Origin of the sequence: Sporosarcina sp. FSL K6-1540 (assembly GCF_038620285.1) — a bacterium.
In the GTDB taxonomy this organism is placed as follows: Bacteria; Bacillota; Bacilli; order Bacillales_A; family Planococcaceae; genus Sporosarcina; species Sporosarcina psychrophila.
Genome location: NZ_CP152018.1, coordinates 4,509,327 through 4,526,382 on the forward strand (window position 1 = coordinate 4,509,327; position 17,056 = coordinate 4,526,382).

Below are 17,056 nucleotides of genomic sequence, written 5' to 3' on the forward strand. Positions count from 1 at the left end.
CGTTAAACCCCACGTTTATAAGGGATTGCGGTGTATCGTTATTACAATGAAATTAAATTTTTATATCTTCTTCAACTGTTTTGTTTTGGTATAAGCTTTTTATTTCTATCACTGATTTATTAATGTCTTCAACTAAATCATTTGTCCAACATATTACTATATCGTATTTATCTTTATTAGAGTCTCGATAATAATTAGAAGCTTTATAGAATCCAGTCATCCATTTACCTTTTCTCTTCTCTTTTTTCATTAGTCTATTTAAATCTTTCATTATTCCATATTCTGATTTACTTCCAATTTCTAATACTAGTTTAATCCATAAATTCACCATATTATGAAGAACCGCTGTCGTTAATTCTGTCATAGGCAGGCTTAGCTGTTCAAAAATCTGCTTTTCTTGTTTTATATGTGGGGTTCTAACTATTAGCTCTCTCCATAAGTAATATTCTTTTTTTAATTGCTTGAGTTGCACATAAATATTCATCGTCTCTAATCTTTTATCTTTTTCCAAGCTAGAGATAAAATCATATTCGACATATCTTTCTATCACTTCTGTTCGTGGAGCTTTTGTTGGGATATATAAATTGTCGTCATCTAACAGCAAGTTCTTATTAAAAGAAACATCTATTTGAGAAATGTAATCCAGATTGAAGAATATCTCATTCAATAATAGAAATTCTAACTCTCTTTTAAACTCTTTTCTTTTTCTCTTTTCGACTGTCTTTATAGTCTTCATACCTAAGTAATAAGCGATTACTGGACTTGCCGTTGCAATAACTCCGGCATTATTATTTAGTAAGGTAACAATACGATCAATATATACCTGATACACATAAATCACTCTCTTTCATACGCTGAGTCCCAATAATACTAAAATTTTATCTTATCTTGATGTATGGTACATCATCAATGCTAGTTTCACTTCTTTATTTTTCGTTTTATTTATCTCTTCTTTTTGTTGTTAGCCTTATTTCAAAGTTAGTTTACTCCACAACCGAAAATCTTTCTTCGCCTAAAAGCTCACTGTCTGAATTAAATACTTTAATTGTATAGTCTCCTGCTTCTATATCACTGAACGAGTAGTAGAACCATGACCACGCTGGATCAATACTTTCCTCTCGCTCACCTAAGATGCTTTCAATTCCCCATCACGCTTCATAATCATTATCTTTACGAATGGCGTTTCAAAAGAATATTCTCCTTCTTTCTATTTCAAATGCAATCTCTTGACCAAGCGTAAACTCATCTGTCACCTCTGTAATTCCTTTTTCTCCTGTCGTGCCTGTTATCAATTCATAACCGTTTGATGCTAGATTGGAATCACTGCAACCATATAGAACACTCATTAGTGCGATAAGCAAAAAAATCCAACTGAATTCTTAATCTTCATAATATCGTCCTCCTCTTATGTTTGATCGCTCTAGCAACTACACATTATTTTCTCAATTACTATTGGACTACCTCAATACCATTTTCCATCCACTGTATAATGCCACCAATCGCCTGTATCGTAATCTAAGACCCGGTACATAGTATCGGGCAAATGTATAGCTACCGGAATCTTTTCCATTTTGCCAGTTTCGATAAAGTATTGATCCATCTGATCACCATTTATGAATTATTAGTTTTAATCGATTGGTTTTATCGTTATGCGTTGATTAAGCTGTGATTGTATCTGCCTATATATTAAACTGTCACAGAATAGTATGCATACTTGAAGTTTATTTCAATCAATATTCATCAGGGATTTTTTATGTAAACGATGTTTAGCTTCAGCAGCTGCAAATCCTCCAACTGTGCTTCCAAGTATAAATAAAACTATAGCCGTTATCCATCCCAATAAAATGAATGAAGCAATATAGATTCCTGTATTTAAAATGGTTAATCCAACGATTAATAGATCACTTCCAGTGTGACTTTCCCTATGGTAAATCGAAAAGAAGCCTTTTACACATGAAGAGATTGTAACGCCTCCTACGAATGTCCAGAACAGTCCACTACTTAAAAAGTCCAGCATTTCTTACCTCCTATTGAACTACTTATTTCCAATTAAATTGTAACATATTGGCTGAATTATGTATTTTATTCCACAAAGATTATTAGCTTTTAAAATTAATTCATTATATTCCAAGCATGTATCCATTAATAATTGTAGACATTTGTTAATCCATTGGCTCTGTATACTGTCAAAATAAAGTTTTGTGGATATTCTCTTTCTAGTTGCTTAAAAATTGCGATAGAAGATTCATCTGCTTTAATATGGAATGCTATCCAGTCATATCTACTGAACATTTCAGTGTAATTTATCTTGAAATAATTAATTACTTGTTTATAAGTGTAATTCGTATTCACTGTTATGTGATCAAACTGATCATGTGCTGAAAAGTAGTTGTCACCTATGCCATCAAGGACTAAAATATTATAATTCATAAATTGTGTATACATTAAATGTTCTAGTTTTTTCGACTTATTCCTTGATCCTAAAATAACTATCAATGTAATTCCTCCTTATAAAACAGCTTTTCAATATACACCCTTTTCAGAATCTTTATACTCAGTAATAAGAAATCCAACTTTAGATGTTTGATGGTTTCGACCTTTAAAGTCTCTTCCATCAATACCATAGGCTGACCATCCTTCTTTCCCAATGTAAAAAGTCAGTATGTTCTTGTATGCGAACTTTTTAGCTACTTGATCTTCACTGATGAATTTTAACTTGTTTTGAGTTAGAAACTTACAGATTCTCTCTTGTGAATTATCCACTTTTACTCATCCTCTCATTTTCAAATGAAATGTTTCTTTTATTGATTGGTGGGAAAAGAGTAGCAACTAGACTACCCTCTCAATCTTTCACGCTCTAGCAAGCGGTATATCGTTCCAGTTTTTCTTTGGCAATGGCAATTCCTTCTACTTGTCTAATCCTAATCATTGTCAGTAAAGTATTTGTATTCCTCACTTGTGTCGTTCATTGATTTTGAAAGTCGAGTAATGGAATTAAATATGATAATGTCCCCAGCCACTACTTTTTTCTTTAATTCTTGGTATTATGGCGGTATAGTTCATTGCTTAAACAATTTCAACATTCATTAATTATTAATAAGTTAAGCGAATCTATTTAAGACAAGATAGCATTTTATCTATAAGTCTATCTCTTACTTCACCTATTTCTTCAAAATTTATTTCAATGCTAGTAGCATGATAATTTTCTTCACCCTTTTCCAAACATATATAATTCCAATTTTTATCTAATTCATCAAATAAAACTAGACCAATTACACGTTTATCTAAAGAAATATACCATTCATATTCCTCTGTATGTGGTGGTGTTGGTAAATTATATAATAACTCATCAAGTTCTGATTTGAATAACGTTCTGATTTCTTTTGGTAGTGGTTCACACTCATAATCTCTACCAACTGTATGAGTAGTAGAATTATATGGATGAAAGCCAAATATATCAGAAACTATGTTTCCATCAAACATATAGCATTGAGCAGCATCAGGAAAGATATCATGCGGTAACGGGTATTTAGCATAAGGATTTAAACAAATCACTAATCCTTCCCCCCACGTCTCATCATCACGCTCATCTAAATCATAAGTGAATGATTTTGGTGAAGTTGCTCCAGGTTTATAGTCATACTCAAACCCATTTCGGATAATCTTTATGAATTTAGAATACAAACCATTTTGGTACCCCATTCTTTTAAATTTAGCTGTAGTACCACTATTACTGAATAATATTGCACTAATATTTTCGGCATTTGGCTGTTGGAAAAATCCAGAAGGAATTTTTTTATCACCAACAAAATGTTTATCGATTTTTTTCTTTTGAATTACTTCATTACCATTTTCATCAACAACTAATCTTTCCTCTTCGCCATACAAATATTGAATTAAAGAACTACTTGAATATGACAAGGATTCACTATCGTGAAATGCCTCAATCGCTACAACTAATGGCATTTCTTTACAATGTTCAAGTTCCCAGTAATTCTTTTTTAGTTTCGAAAATAGAGAACTTCCAAACTTAATTGGCAACTCATGATTTATTACCTGCTTCAACTCTTCATCTGTTAACAAATCTTTATCAGGATTTCTGGTTACACCTGCTGTCGGATTGGTAGTTGTTGCTTCAATCGCAATTCTAACTCCATTTTTTTTCACAATATAGTCTGGTCTATCAAAACTTTCTTCAAATTCGAATCCCGATTCTAAAAAATAGGCAAACAAGTAGAGTTCGAACGTTCTGGCATCAAATCCAGTAGATTGAAATTGTTCAACAAAATTTCCGTCATTATCTATGAAACTGGAGTAAATTTCATTCATCATATTTCTTGTAGGTTCATCAGTATTAGTAGCACTTAATAGCTTTTTAAAACTACTACCCCATTTTTTTTCTGGAATAATAGGATTGAATAAATTTTGTCCCAATTTTAATACACCCACCTCTAATTTAATTTTCAATTCCAAATTTAATATTGTAGGCACTATCTATTAAGATAGTAAAACCCCATAATCATTAAAAATATATCAAACCTTTGTTTTTAGAAAATATATAATCTCATAGTATTCCCAACGTTTTACGTTTCCGTTTTTCCCTTGTTAGAGTGCTTCTACTGATGCCCGTTAGTGTTTCAACCTCTGTGTAAGAGTTATTTTCTAGTAACGTCATGGCGTGATCTAATTGCTTTCTGCTGTATGTTTTCGGCCTACCTTCTTTGAAATCTGGGTTCAACTTCGCAATTGCTTTACCTTCTTGCAATCGTTCAACAATCATGTCACGTTCAAACTCTGCAAAGCCTGATAATATTGTAAGCATTAATCTACCCATTGCCGTATCTTCTGCAATGCCCATGTTAAGAATATTTACCCTAACACCTTTTCGCATTAATTCTTTAATAAGGGAAATACCATCTTCTGCTGTTCTTGCAAAACGGTCTAGTTTTGTTACTGTCAAAGTGTCGCCTGCTTCTAGTTTTCCAATTAACTTTTGAAATTCTTTTCTGTCTTTTGATGTTCCAGTAAACTTTTCAGAATAGATAGTAGTACAATGTCCCTTTTCTTCTAATTCTGCAATCTGTCCTTCTAATTCTTGTGATGTACCCGATACCCTTGCATATCCGTAAATTGTCATGTTTTTCGCCCTCACTTATGGTCATTAGTTACGACTACGCTACAACCCTATTGTAGTACGCTTTACACACCATAGTCAATACTGTTAAGTTGTGACTATGAACAAATTAGAAAAATGACTCGCTAACCCCCTTGGATGATTGCGAGGGGGTTCTATCTATCCACGACTAAATTTACAGATATTATGAAAGAGTTATCACTAAGCTATATTCATGACTTTGTAAATTCTTACACAATCGGGGTGTACTATATATATAGAACCAATCTCATGAGGAATTGTGTTACGATATAGTAAATTTGTATTATAACAATAATTAGAAAGAGGCGTATACATTGACAATTGAGGCTTTGACTACACCAAAAGTATTTATTTCGTATAGTTGGTCAAATGATGACTACCAGCAATGGGTAATAGATTTAGCAAAGAGGCTTGTTCACGATGGTGTAGAAGTCAAAATAGATAAATGGGATTTGATTGAAGGTCATGATAAATATGTTTTTATGGAGCAAATGGTTAGAGCAGATGAAATTGATAAAGTCTTAATGCTTTGCGATGAAAAATATCAAAGCAGAGCTAATGCTAGAGAAGGCGGAGTAGGCGATGAAACTCAAATCATCAGCTCAAATATCTATGGAAGTACCCAGCAAGAAAAATTTATTCCTATTGTTACAGAAAGAGACCAAGGCGGACAATCCTTCTTACCAAGTTATTTGGCATCAAGAATTTATATTGATTTATCCAATGATGAAATTTTTGAGGATGGATACGAACAATTACTTAGAAGCATTTACAAAGTACCACTACATCAGAAACCTCAGTTGGGGAAAATGCCATCGTTTCTAAGCGAAAGGCAGGTCGATCATTTAAAAACATCTGCCATTATTAGAAGAATGGAGTCCTTAATAGATAAGCATCCCAATAGACTAAAATCATTATCCTATGACTTCACAGAAAAATTTGTGGAAGCACTAAGTGAATTATCAATACAAATGAAAGAAGGTTCCATTTTAGATGAACTCGTGTATGAGAAAATAGAGGCATCTATCCCTTTAAGAGATGATTTCACTTCAATGTTAAGGCTACTCTGTGACGCTGAAGTCCTCGAATCTGATTTTATTGTAGATTTTTTCGAAAAAATATTTGTTTTTACTGAGTTCAGGGAGGTTGGAAGATTTTACGAATCGCAATTTGACCACTATAAGTTTCTTGTTAACGAATTATATCTACACACTTCAATGATTTTGTTGGAAAAGAAGCAATATCAAGTATTTGCAGAGATTGTTAATGCTGAATATTATTTTGATACCACCACTTATTCTGGAAGAGGCGCACAAAGTATCGGTAGTTTTAGATTCTATCTTTACTCTTTAGAAGAAAGGAACAAAAGACTTGGTCTTAGCAAAATTAGTTTGCAAGCAGAGACCATTTTTACGAGAGCAGGGAAATATGGAAAAGCGATTACAGAAACTGATCTAATCCTTTATTACATCAGTAAAACTCAAAACTTAGATAGAGGAACTTGGTATCCAAATTCATATATTTACTTCAAACATAGTACTCCAATCAAGTTTTTAAGTCGTCTGAAGTCTAATAGGCACTTTGATGCAATTAAAGATATATTTTCAGTTAGCAGTGCAGGGGAAATCAAGGAAAAATTCAATGGCATTCAATATGACAGAGGATACGGCAGTAGCTTTGAAAGCATTCCTACAATCCAAGAATTCATTAATCCAGAAGTGATAGCAACTACTTTGTAGAAGCCTGCTCCAAAGACATCTATAAAGTTGTCTTTGAAGCTAGCTCTGACAATTCGTCATAAAATGATAGCTATAGAGCCTTGTTTTTAAGGATTTAAAGACTATTGTTTATACTTTAATACTATTGTTTGATTAGTGATTGATTTTTTGAAATGGAAGGAAAAAGAGTAGATATATTGACTCTTCTCTTAAACCTTCACTTCCTAACAACCTATACATTCGTTAGTATCCCTACTTTAAATGTTCCCCAATTATTGATTTCTGATTAAAGTTACTAATAGGATGTACTCTACCGGTAATTATATGAACTATCGTTATTGGACTGCGACAAGCAAGTTTTCAGTAACTTTACTGGTGTAAACTATAGTTCTATCTATTACGTGAAAAATAGCGCATACAGTTGTTAGTTGTATACGCTGATAGTAATTGTCATACACTTAAATCATTAGATAAATATTCAAGTCCATTGAGCAATCACTATTTCATTAACGATATAGTAGCTGTTGTATATAAATTTCTATCGCCTACTAAAAGATGAATCGAATAAGGATCTTTGTCCCAAACCGTACCAAATGGACGCTTACTATTAGCGTAAGTGTAATCTGTACCTAGTTCTTTGACTGCGGCTACATGAAGGTTGTTGTAAATAATTCCCATTTCATATTCTGAATCGAAAGAGTTTTTGTCGGGGAAGAATTCGTAATATATTTGGATTAGCTTCCCATTCTCAAAGTTGTATACCAATTGGTTAGGGTAACCAAATCGATTTGTTTCATAAATAAGGTAATCATTTTTTCCATCACCGAGTTTACGAAGTAATTTCGCAGATTCAACCTTTTGAACTTGACTAACATTCATGTTTAAATTAACGCCATGCATAAAACTTGGTACTGGCTTGGATACTGACTTTGGCTTTGGTCTAAATGCCGGATTCATTGCTCTAGCGATGAATGCAGATATATGAGCTCTAGTTAATCCTTCATTTGGTTTAAATGTACTGTCTGGATAACCTGATGTTATATTTGCATAAACTAACTTCCTAACCGCTATATATGAAGTTGATTCTTTAGAAACATCTTTAAATTTAATATCGGCTTGGTTCGTCAACTTAAATGCATTAGCAATGAATGCAGCCATGTGACCACGAGTAACTAAGCTCTTCGGTTTAAAAGTACCATCCGGATAACCATTTATTATTCCTGCATTCACCGCTGAGTTGATGTAGCCCGATGAATATCTACTTTCTGGAACATCTTTAAACTTCGTTTTTGTTTTCTGTCCATCTAATCCGATTGCCTTAGCAACCATTATTGCAACTTCTTCTCGTGTTACTTTATCATTTACACCAAACTTTTCTGTCTGCTCGATAACGCCCATTTCCAATAGATACATAATCTCTGTATAGTTAGTATGGCTTTTAGGTACATCTTTGAAATCAACATTAGCAGCCTGAGTCTGTTGTGGAACTAATGAAGCCATTAATACTAAAGTAAAAAGTATAGATAGAACTTTTCTCATATTATTCCTCCTAGGTTATAATTCCTATTAACTGTAACATTATTCCTTTTAAAAAGACAGATAATTATATCACTCGTATATGGTCTCGGGTCGTGTCGAGCGACACCCGTATTTACCTGCTATTCCGTCCATTATTGATTATTGTCCTAATTCGACTATAATTAAATATATAGGCGGTATTGATAGTAAATTACCGTCTTAACGGATGGTTGATCCTGCTTATCCGCCTCCAACACTAGTTCCTTTCGTTAGATAACAGGAACTAGTGTTCCAGTGTGCTATACCCTGTTTATTACATAGAAAAAAGAACGTATACAGTTAGTGGCTGCATACGTTCAATATTGTTAGATAGGTGTCGACACGCATCTAATTTAATTGCATAGGTCTAAATCTGTATGCTTTCTTATCGTTCTCACACGATTGGAAAGTTTTTTAATTGGTCTTGATAATAGTCGATTAAGCCGATATAGTCGCCTAACTTCTTTTGCTTATGCCTTACAAACTGCCTATCTTCTTCGATACTCTGCATGATATGAGCCATTTCTTCATTGTCAGGGTTACGGTGGCAATGCTCTATTTGTGCAGTTAGTAGGATTAACTGTGCATCTATAACCGCCTGTGTTGCCTGTGCTACTGCAACTATTGACTTGATTTCGTTTATTATTCCTATTTTCGTTGTGTTCGTCATTATTATTCCGCCCCATTCTGTTTTTTATCTGGTTGCAACTTTTCGATGTCTTGTACTTGTCTCTTCCTTCTATAAGTATTGCCTAAGTGCAAGTGTCAAACAAACAAAGTACAAGAGCGTTTGTTCAACCCTTCGCCACCCCGAGAAGTACGCTCGGACTGTCTGTGATTGGATATTTAATTTCTTCTTGGGACAATTTCTACGTCAAGCTATTATAAGCTTCACGTCAATTTTGTCCCAATTTATATTTCCATCTTCTCAACTAACCAATATCTCATACTTCCACTTTTCTTAGGAATTATTATGAATGGTAGTTTAATCATCTCTAAGCCTTCATTTAATTTCGTATAGCTTTTCTGTTGTTTCCCATCCACTCTTAGATCAATACGCTCAATCAGTTCCTTCTGATTCTCTTTAAATAATCGCTTACCTACAACACTATCAATATAGTCCATTAAACTATCCTTTTTTTCCTCTTCTTCGTAAATGCTGTACGGTAATTTAAACAGCTTTGACAAATACAAGCAATAACCATACTTTCCCAAGCTCTTTATCCTATCAATTTCAGTCACATCTGCCACAACCTTAAAAAACATTAGCTCATTGAGTTTCTTTTCAATATTCCCATCTTCATTTAAAATGTCATATATCATTTCACTATTTTCATTTGTTCTGAAATATTCACCAACCATTGATTTATCGCCATTTTTGAAAAGGTGTAAAGGCATTTTGATTTTTGATAAAAGACGAGTCTCTATACCTCCGAGCTGTCGCCCTCCAATTGCTTTCACATGTAAAACGATATAGTCATTCTTATTTTTTAAGCGTTTTCTACCAATGCATTGGATAAGTGATCCTGTGTCATTCACATCTATTACGATATGATTCAATTCGTCATCTACAATATTTACACCAGCATCCATAACCGTTGTTGTGAATAATATAAGCTCATTAAACTTTTCCTCGAGTAACATTTTATTTATTTTTTCCTTATCAACGAACTGATGAAAATTACTACCTTTTCCACAATTGAAAAGTGAATGTTCCTTATATTTCTCATGGAGTGCATAAGCTTTTGCAGCGGACTGTACAAAGAAGATAGCTTTCCTTTTATGTTTTATAGCTTGCTCAATGTAAGTTTCAAAAGTTTCATCTTTGTAAAAAAACTCCAGATGCTTTATAAAATTAAAATCAATAGGAAGCTCATAGTCAACAGTGGAAAGTCCTAGATGCTTTTTGTCAGTAAGATAATATTTCATTGTATCTCCGGTTGCGCTCATGAAGATCCTTATTGCTTTAGTTTGGTTAAGAATGGCGTTAAGAGATAAATCACTTTGACGGTTGAAATTTGCATCACCCATCCAATAATGCCACTCGTCACAAATTATAAAATCATAGAGATCAAGGTTATAAATGACCCTGTTTCTTTTAGCCGCTTCAATAGACTGATAAGTTCTAATATCAATTACATCTGTCTTATTTGCTGCCTCAATTTCCATTAAAAACTGTTTCGTACAATTCGTTCTGTGGATCAGCATTAAAATCCTTTTGCCATCTCTTTCAGCAATTGCGTGGAGATTGTTCTTAATGAAATATGATTTGCCGGCACCAGTCCCTGCTTTAATCGTGATAATGTCACCTTGTTCCCACTTGTTAATTTCATCAATCGTAACTAATTCTGATACTCTCATGGTGATACCTCTTCCTTCGTCCTAGTATTTTATTGTCAATGATTCCCGTTCCGATTCGTCTTTTCTGTCATTTCCCATGACCACTTTTCTGATTTTAGTGTCCGTGACTAAGAAACTTTTCAACTTTTCTATTCTTAAAACTGCATACCCATCAACTTCCTTTCATTCAATCGTATGATAACAAAAATATCTATTGACTCAATCACTACTCGAATGGTACAATTAAGGGTAGAGTATCATTATTGTAGGATTGCTCAATTAATTGTATAGAAGTTAGACTTTTATTGCAATGAAGATAAGAAATTCTTTTAGTTTATGGATTACCACTTTAATTTGACTGAATAATCAAATATAGACCATGCTCCCGATAATTGGGTTCATGGTCTTTTTATTATGGTGTCTCTAATGTATACCAGTGAACTCCTATGAGCGTTTCAAGATTTCCGGGCTGTCTTTGTCTAGTCCCATCTTTAAGACGCTCATATGAATTGAATTTCAATGCTGTGAACTCCTATAAATTGATGTCGCCTGTTCGAGAGTTTTTAGTATCAATTACCCGTTGTACATAACGCACTAGCTGTTGAACATCCTCTTAATATTTGAATAACTTATTGATACGGGAACCTCGTTAAGTTTGAACCTCTCGACTAATGCTGATACTAATATTTTCTACTGATTGCACGTGGCGATGTCGATTCTTTCACTCTCTTTTCGGTTGTATTCTACTAGCTCGGTTAACTCTTCATGGAGTTCTATTGTACGTCCCCTCATTTCCTGTAGCAAAGGTAGTTTGACTGCCCTCTCGGCATCCTTTCGTTGCTCCATGCGTGCATACATCTCTTCATAGCGCTGTTCGTCTGTTAGTTCATTTATTTTCATCATTCTCCTCTAGATTCAATTTTCCAACTCTTCCTACTAATCATTATACCGACGAAAGTCTAATCGGAAACTATTGTTTTAAATTAAATATTGACAACTGGATACAGGTCATTTTCTTCCAACAAAAAAGGAACCGCTAATACGCGACTCCTTTTGTTAGTTGATTTTTATAATCCATCACTGTTCGATTTATTCTTTTTCATTTTGTGTTCCAATGATTTATAATTTGCTGAATAGCCAATTGTAACTTTGCCTTCCTCAATGTTCTCTGAGTAATAAAGTTCAATAGTATCTAAAACCCTGAAAAAGTAATCATCATCTTCTTCCCCGCTACTTGGTTTTCCGTATTTTGCAATCAATGAATTCCTAATTTCTTTTATATCTTCTTCATCTAAGTCCTCAAATGAATAACTACTCTCTATCAAAATATAATCAGAAAATTTCACTATTTCATTTTGATCCAAGAGTTCAATATACTCCTCAATATCTTTTTTATACTTTTCATCTATTTTTTTTACCTCTATTTCGATTTCTTCCTCACTAAAATCAGAACTGTTCAAGTCCTCATACTCATCATACATTTTTGGAGGTAGATAATTCTGCTCTCGAATTAGTTCAAATCCATCCGCCTCATTAGCAAAACTATATTCTAGGGAAGCTTTATGACCATTTACGATTACATTTTCATATTCAATTAAATCCATCCCTAGGAAATCTTCACGTAATTCAAAATCACTGTTCCCCTCATTCTCCTCAATGGCAATGACTTCTTCCATTGTCATCCCCCATTTAATATTGCGAAAACCTTCATCTGCATTACCACCGCATGCTCCAAGAACTAGAGTTGTCGATAGTATCACAGCAACCAAGAATTTCTTACTTTTCTTCATCCTCATTCCCCCTATTGAACTAATAACTAAGATAATAGTACCACACCGTTAACATGAAATAAGGAAATATATGAATAGTCGGGTAATATATGCATATTGTTCAGCTGCTGTTGTTCCAAGTTTTCCCGATGAGACATACTGTTGGATTTCTGGGATAAGGTCGTTGAGTTTTAGGAGTCGTCTGACGTTCTTGCTTGTTTCTCTAATCTCCGCAATATCTGCGGTGGTTTTCAAGTTCCCATTATGTCCACTTGATCGGTCACCTCCGTGTTTCACTCCCCAATACTCTTTCAGAAAGTTTGCGATTCTACTTTTTCTAATAGGATCACTTTCAGCTTGACCTCTGCGCTCATTGGCGTATATTAGTTTTCCTATTGACTTGAGCGTACTGATAGATTGGCTAACATTTATACCACAGAGATATCTAAACGGTTAGAATGTAGCTGTGAACAGTCTGTGAGAGTATTAGGTGTGAGGATTGATAAGGGCTGACGTTAATTATCAGCCGTTTTTATTTCCCCTGTCTTATATGTGACCACTCGAGACTGTTCCCCATCCGACCCCCTCCACCCTTGAGACTCTATCGTTATAAGACTTGTCTCGTTCCTGCTGCCACTTGTTATTGCTGGCTGATGTTCCCAACTGGGGATGCTACTGCTCAGGCTTACGTTTGCACATCTCTTCACCTCCATTTGATGAACATTAAAAATGTACAAAGCGTACTTGTTACTTGACTTTGAACTGCCCTTCCACGACAGAGTAGAAGCTTTATCTAGGAAATTGATTGTGAAAGTTTTTGCCTACTTTTCAAACAAAATGAATTAGAAAAAAGAATCATAGTGTTTGAAAAGTAGACGCAAACTACATACAGATACAGCGTCAAGAGACGACTGAGGTTTCTTGTCCGTCCTCTTTTAGTTCCGATATTCCTATCGTTGTATTCTCATGCTTTCATCGCCCCACATGTGCCTGTACACCTTTAATAGCCTGTACATGCCTAAATACAATCGCACTTGCATTAACTAGTCAACGCTTCCAACCTAAGCCTTCATGGTAGCTCTCACCATTCGTCACTAGGTAAAAGGAGATACCTATTAGTGTGATATACCTGAGCTTAGGTGCTAGAACACCTGGCTCTTTTTGTGTTCATTTTTAAAACTTCAATCTGTTAATTGGACTGTATAAATCATGTTGATCCCTAATTGTTTCTTCATCGAATTGGACATATCGTCTTGTAGTAGTTATCTGGGAATGTCCCGCGATTCGTTGCACTGCAAATACAGATGCCCCATTCTTCAACATTTCGGTCACAGATTGTCTTCTGAAATCATGACAAGAAAACTTCTTTTCGATTCCTGCTTTAGTGACATAACGACTTAAATTCCTTCGAAAAGTGTCAGATGCCATCCTCTCACCAAACCAGTTCAAGAACACCGCTTCAGCATCAGGAAAGTTTTTGTTATTTTCGTCTATAAGTTTTATAAGCAGTTTGATAGTGTGATTAGATATCGGTACAACTCTAATTCTTCTGTCCTTTGCCTTGCTTGAAGGTAAAATAACCTGCCTTCTTACAAAATCTATATCCTTTACATCCAGACTAATTAGTTCTTTAATCCTCAAAGCAGAATCATATGCTAAAAACATAATGCAGTAATCCCTCCATTGAGGCATATAACGTTTGTCTGGTGTGCTTAGTAACGCTTGCATCTCTTTTTCAGTTAACAGGTTCAACCTTTTTTCATCGACCTTGAGAAGATTTATTGAAAGTAAAACATTATCGCTGATTAGTTTTTCCTTTAGTAAAAAGGCATACCAAGTTTTCAAGAATCGGATTCTTGCATTGGTAGTTTCTGTGGCTAGACCATTTTCTTTACTTTTAAAGTTGTAATGGTCTTCCCTCATATAATTGATGTACTCACGCACAATTACGACAGATAGCTCGCTTACTAACGAGATATCATGATTAGTAGTTTTCAGCCACTTCGTGAAGAATTTGTAGTGCTCGTTGTAAGTGCCCAATGTAGTTTTACGTTTTTCCTCCGAACGTTTTGCAGAATAAAAATATTCAAACGCTTGTTGGAATGTAAATGAAACCACTACTTCATCATCTATTTCTCTAATATGGATTCTTTTTTTCTGCATAAAAAAATGCCGCCTCCTCTCCATATGAACAGGAAAAGTAGGCGACATTACATCATATTTCACCTTGTAGAATGTGGGGTACTTCAAGGGAAAATTTTATTCAGTTTTAAATTTCTTCTTACGTGAAGGCAACATATTAAAGAGTATATTCAACACAATCGCAGTGACACTTCCCGCGACAATACCGTTACTCGTTAATATTTTAAGATCTGAAGGGAATTGTGCAAAGAGTTCAGGTACGACTGTCACACCAAGTCCTATCCCGATTGCGCAAGCAATGATCATAGAATTCTCTTGAGAATCAGTAATAATTTTGCTTAACATTTTAATTCCTTGGGAAACGACCATTCCGAACATTGCGATCATCGCGCCACCTAAAACAGCATTTGGAATAATTGTTGTGAAAGCTGCGATTTTTGGAACAAAACCGAGCGTAACCAACATAATACCCGCGATTAAAATAATTTTTCGTGATCTGACACCTGACATTTGAATTAAACCGACATTTTGTGAAAACGTCGTATACGGAAATGCATTGAAAATACCGCCTAGTAAGACGGCGATCCCTTCCGCACGATACCCTTTTTCAAGATCTTTTCTCTTTATATCGCGCTCACAAATATCACCTAGCGCAAAGTAAACGCCTGTTGATTCAACAAGGGATACCATTGCCACTAAGATCATTATAAAGATAGCCGACCATTCGAAAGTCGGCATACCGAAGTAGAAAGGCTCAACCATATGGAAATAGGCTGCATCCCGAACGGCCGAGAAGTCAACTTTCCCCATAAACGTAGCAACAACAGTCCCGACAACCAAGCCGAGTAAGATGGAAATAGCCCGCATAAAACCAGTGGAAAACTTGAAGACTAGGAGGATAAAAAGCAACGTTCCGAAAGACAATGCTATATTCGACAATGAACCGAAATCACTTGCACCTTGTCCCCCACCCATATTGTTAATAGCCACGGGAATTAACGTAATACCGATAATCGTAACTACAGAACCTGTTACAACTGGAGGGAAAAATCGTACAAGCATACCGAAGAAACGGCTAATAACAATGACGAAAAGTCCCGATACGATAATTGCCCCATAAATAGCGGAAATTCCAGACTCGGTGCCAATCGCAATCATCGGTCCTACCGCTGTAAACGAACAGCCTAATACAACGGGCAATCCGATTCCGAAGAAACGGTTATTCATAATTTGTAAAATCGTTGCAATCCCACACATTAAAATGTCGATGGAAACAAGATAAGTCAGTTGTGTAGAAGTTAGGCCCAGTGCATTACCGACGATTAATGGTACGAGGACCGCCCCCGCATACATCGCCAAAACATGTTGGAGCCCTAAAGCAGTTGACTTAAGTGGATTGCTCACTTGGAAGTTTCCTCCTCAATAAATGTCACTTGCCCATTTTCGAGTGAAGCAATATTCGCAAGTGACTCTACACGGATGCCGCGTTCACGGATGAGCGCCCCGCCAGGTTGGAAACCTTTTTCGATAACAATACCAACGCCTGCCAACTTCGCTCCAGCTTGCTCAATGATATCTAGCAACCCAAGTACAGCTTGTCCGTTTGCAAGGAAGTCATCGATGAGTAAGACTGTATCTTGTGCTGTAATGAAATCTTTTGAAACGGAAATATCATTTGTTTCGTTTTTTGTGAATGAATGGACACTCGCCGTATACAAATGGTCCACTAACGTTAGTGATTTCCTTTTACGTGCAAAAATTACCGGTACCCCTAGTATCAAGCCCGCCATCATTGATGGAGCAATACCCGACGATTCAATCGTTAGAATTTTTGTTATTCCCGCATCTTTAAATCGTGTTGCAAATTCTTCCCCAACCGCCTGCATAAGAGGTGGATCGATTTGATGATTCAAAAATGAATCTACTTTTAGCACCTGATTCGATAATACTTTACCGTCTTTTACAATTTTATCTTTTAACAATTTCATTTTATTTTTCCTCCTTCTTGTTTTCACAATCAAGAGCCACAAAAATAAGCCCTATGACCATGCATCCAATCAAACCATGAGAGGAGCAATGTCATTCAGGCTTATTTGCTGAATGGAAAAGAAAGAGACATACCCAATTAAATGAGTACGACTTTTTCAATTCGTTGCTTCTCATAGTCGATTTATTTACGGTAAATCGGTAGATACTTGCGGGCCATATTCCCGCTATTATATGAGCGAATGCTATTAGAATGTTATTAGTATAGCACGGGAATTTCAGATTTCAACATCCTCAAAAGTTAAATAATGATTCATTCAATTCAATGAACGTACTATGTGCGGTGAATGTGTTATTGTAGATGAAATAAGTAGACTTTGGGGGCATTA

Annotated in this window: 17 protein-coding genes and 1 riboswitch; of the genes, 1 reads left to right on the forward strand and 16 read right to left on the reverse strand. The window is 35.2% G+C overall.

The features are described from left to right. Positions 1 to 52: 52 nt before the first annotated feature. The 7 genes from MKY15_RS21720 to MKY15_RS21750 all read right to left on the reverse strand — a co-directional run bounded on the left by MKY15_RS21720 (position 53) and on the right by MKY15_RS21750 (position 5,137). A complete protein-coding gene (locus MKY15_RS21720) occupies positions 53 to 832 on the reverse strand; it encodes a hypothetical protein (RefSeq protein WP_342538563.1) in 780 nt (259 codons plus the stop codon). Positions 833 to 1,184: 352 nt separating this feature from the next. Next, on the reverse strand, positions 1,185 to 1,361 hold the full coding sequence (locus tag MKY15_RS21725) for a hypothetical protein (RefSeq protein ID WP_342538564.1): 177 nt from the start codon (positions 1,359 to 1,361) through the stop codon (positions 1,185 to 1,187). Between the two features lie 365 nt (positions 1,362 to 1,726). Then, entirely contained in the window at positions 1,727 to 2,017 is a 291-nt protein-coding gene (locus MKY15_RS21730) for a hypothetical protein (RefSeq protein ID WP_342538565.1), read from the reverse strand. A gap of 125 nt (positions 2,018 to 2,142) precedes the next feature. Next, positions 2,143 to 2,496 (reverse strand): hypothetical protein, encoded by a 354-nt coding sequence (locus MKY15_RS21735; RefSeq protein WP_342538567.1) that lies wholly within the window; start codon positions 2,494 to 2,496, stop codon positions 2,143 to 2,145. 27 nt (positions 2,497 to 2,523) lie between these two features. Beyond that, positions 2,524 to 2,763, reverse strand: a complete 240-nt coding sequence (locus MKY15_RS21740) for a hypothetical protein (RefSeq protein ID WP_342538568.1) — start codon at positions 2,761 to 2,763, stop codon at positions 2,524 to 2,526. 348 nt (positions 2,764 to 3,111) lie between these two features. Continuing rightward, on the reverse strand, positions 3,112 to 4,434 hold the full coding sequence (locus MKY15_RS21745; RefSeq protein WP_342538569.1) for a hypothetical protein: 1,323 nt from the start codon (positions 4,432 to 4,434) through the stop codon (positions 3,112 to 3,114). 130 nt (positions 4,435 to 4,564) lie between these two features. Next, on the reverse strand, positions 4,565 to 5,137 hold the full coding sequence (locus MKY15_RS21750; RefSeq protein WP_342538570.1) for a recombinase family protein: 573 nt from the start codon (positions 5,135 to 5,137) through the stop codon (positions 4,565 to 4,567). 332 nt (positions 5,138 to 5,469) lie between these two features. Between MKY15_RS21750 and MKY15_RS21755 the strand changes: the two genes are divergently transcribed. Next, positions 5,470 to 6,894 (forward strand): toll/interleukin-1 receptor domain-containing protein, encoded by a 1,425-nt coding sequence (locus MKY15_RS21755; RefSeq protein WP_342538571.1) that lies wholly within the window; start codon positions 5,470 to 5,472, stop codon positions 6,892 to 6,894. Positions 6,895 to 7,371: 477 nt separating this feature from the next. Here MKY15_RS21755 and MKY15_RS21760 read toward each other — a convergent pair whose 3' ends face one another. From MKY15_RS21760 to MKY15_RS21800, 9 genes are all read right to left on the reverse strand, one after another. Next, a complete protein-coding gene (locus tag MKY15_RS21760) occupies positions 7,372 to 8,412 on the reverse strand; it encodes an S-layer homology domain-containing protein (protein WP_342538572.1) in 1,041 nt (346 codons plus the stop codon). Between the two features lie 412 nt (positions 8,413 to 8,824). Beyond that, positions 8,825 to 9,100 (reverse strand): hypothetical protein, encoded by a 276-nt coding sequence (locus MKY15_RS21765; RefSeq protein WP_342538573.1) that lies wholly within the window; start codon positions 9,098 to 9,100, stop codon positions 8,825 to 8,827. Between the two features lie 242 nt (positions 9,101 to 9,342). After that, the gene (locus MKY15_RS21770) at positions 9,343 to 10,791 is read right to left on the reverse strand and encodes a hypothetical protein (protein ID WP_342538574.1); all 1,449 of its coding nucleotides are present in this window, start codon (positions 10,789 to 10,791) and stop codon (positions 9,343 to 9,345) included. Between the two features lie 669 nt (positions 10,792 to 11,460). Next, entirely contained in the window at positions 11,461 to 11,673 is a 213-nt protein-coding gene (locus tag MKY15_RS21775; RefSeq protein ID WP_342538576.1) for a hypothetical protein, read from the reverse strand. A 164-nt stretch (positions 11,674 to 11,837) separates the two neighbouring features. Beyond that, positions 11,838 to 12,560, reverse strand: a complete 723-nt coding sequence (locus tag MKY15_RS21780) for a hypothetical protein (protein WP_342538577.1) — start codon at positions 12,558 to 12,560, stop codon at positions 11,838 to 11,840. A gap of 48 nt (positions 12,561 to 12,608) precedes the next feature. Then, the gene (locus MKY15_RS21785; protein ID WP_342538578.1) at positions 12,609 to 12,836 is read right to left on the reverse strand and encodes a hypothetical protein; all 228 of its coding nucleotides are present in this window, start codon (positions 12,834 to 12,836) and stop codon (positions 12,609 to 12,611) included. Positions 12,837 to 13,712: 876 nt separating this feature from the next. After that, complete coding sequence (locus MKY15_RS21790) at positions 13,713 to 14,702, reverse strand: tyrosine-type recombinase/integrase (RefSeq protein ID WP_342538579.1); 990 nt, start codon at positions 14,700 to 14,702, stop codon at positions 13,713 to 13,715. A 96-nt stretch (positions 14,703 to 14,798) separates the two neighbouring features. Continuing rightward, positions 14,799 to 16,034, reverse strand: coding sequence for a nucleobase:cation symporter-2 family protein (locus MKY15_RS21795; protein WP_067213980.1), 1,236 nt, complete (start codon positions 16,032 to 16,034; stop codon positions 14,799 to 14,801). A gap of 47 nt (positions 16,035 to 16,081) precedes the next feature. Next, a complete protein-coding gene (locus MKY15_RS21800; protein ID WP_067213979.1) occupies positions 16,082 to 16,669 on the reverse strand; it encodes a xanthine phosphoribosyltransferase in 588 nt (195 codons plus the stop codon). 154 nt (positions 16,670 to 16,823) lie between these two features. Then, positions 16,824 to 16,925, reverse strand: a riboswitch (purine riboswitch). Positions 16,926 to 17,056 lie beyond the last annotated feature (131 nt).

Bases quoted from the DNA above. Each gene is read 5' to 3' on its own strand.
- MKY15_RS21730 (WP_342538565.1), bottom strand. From the start codon at position 2,017: ATGCTGGACTTTTTAAGTAGTGGACTGTTCTGGACATTCGTAGGAGGC.
- MKY15_RS21750 (WP_342538570.1), bottom strand. From the start codon at position 5,137: ATGACAATTTACGGATATGCAAGGGTATCGGGTACATCACAAGAATTA.
- MKY15_RS21760 (WP_342538572.1), bottom strand. From the start codon at position 8,412: ATGAGAAAAGTTCTATCTATACTTTTTACTTTAGTATTAATGGCTTCA.
- MKY15_RS21765 (WP_342538573.1), bottom strand. From the start codon at position 9,100: ATGACGAACACAACGAAAATAGGAATAATAAACGAAATCAAGTCAATA.
- MKY15_RS21770 (WP_342538574.1), bottom strand. From the start codon at position 10,791: ATGAGAGTATCAGAATTAGTTACGATTGATGAAATTAACAAGTGGGAA.
- MKY15_RS21775 (WP_342538576.1), bottom strand. From the start codon at position 11,673: ATGATGAAAATAAATGAACTAACAGACGAACAGCGCTATGAAGAGATG.
- MKY15_RS21780 (WP_342538577.1), bottom strand. From the start codon at position 12,560: ATGAAGAAAAGTAAGAAATTCTTGGTTGCTGTGATACTATCGACAACT.
- MKY15_RS21790 (WP_342538579.1), bottom strand. From the start codon at position 14,702: ATGCAGAAAAAAAGAATCCATATTAGAGAAATAGATGATGAAGTAGTG.
- MKY15_RS21795 (WP_067213980.1), bottom strand. From the start codon at position 16,034: ATGTATGCGGGGGCGGTCCTCGTACCATTAATCGTCGGTAATGCACTG.
- MKY15_RS21800 (WP_067213979.1), bottom strand. From the start codon at position 16,669: ATGAAATTGTTAAAAGATAAAATTGTAAAAGACGGTAAAGTATTATCG.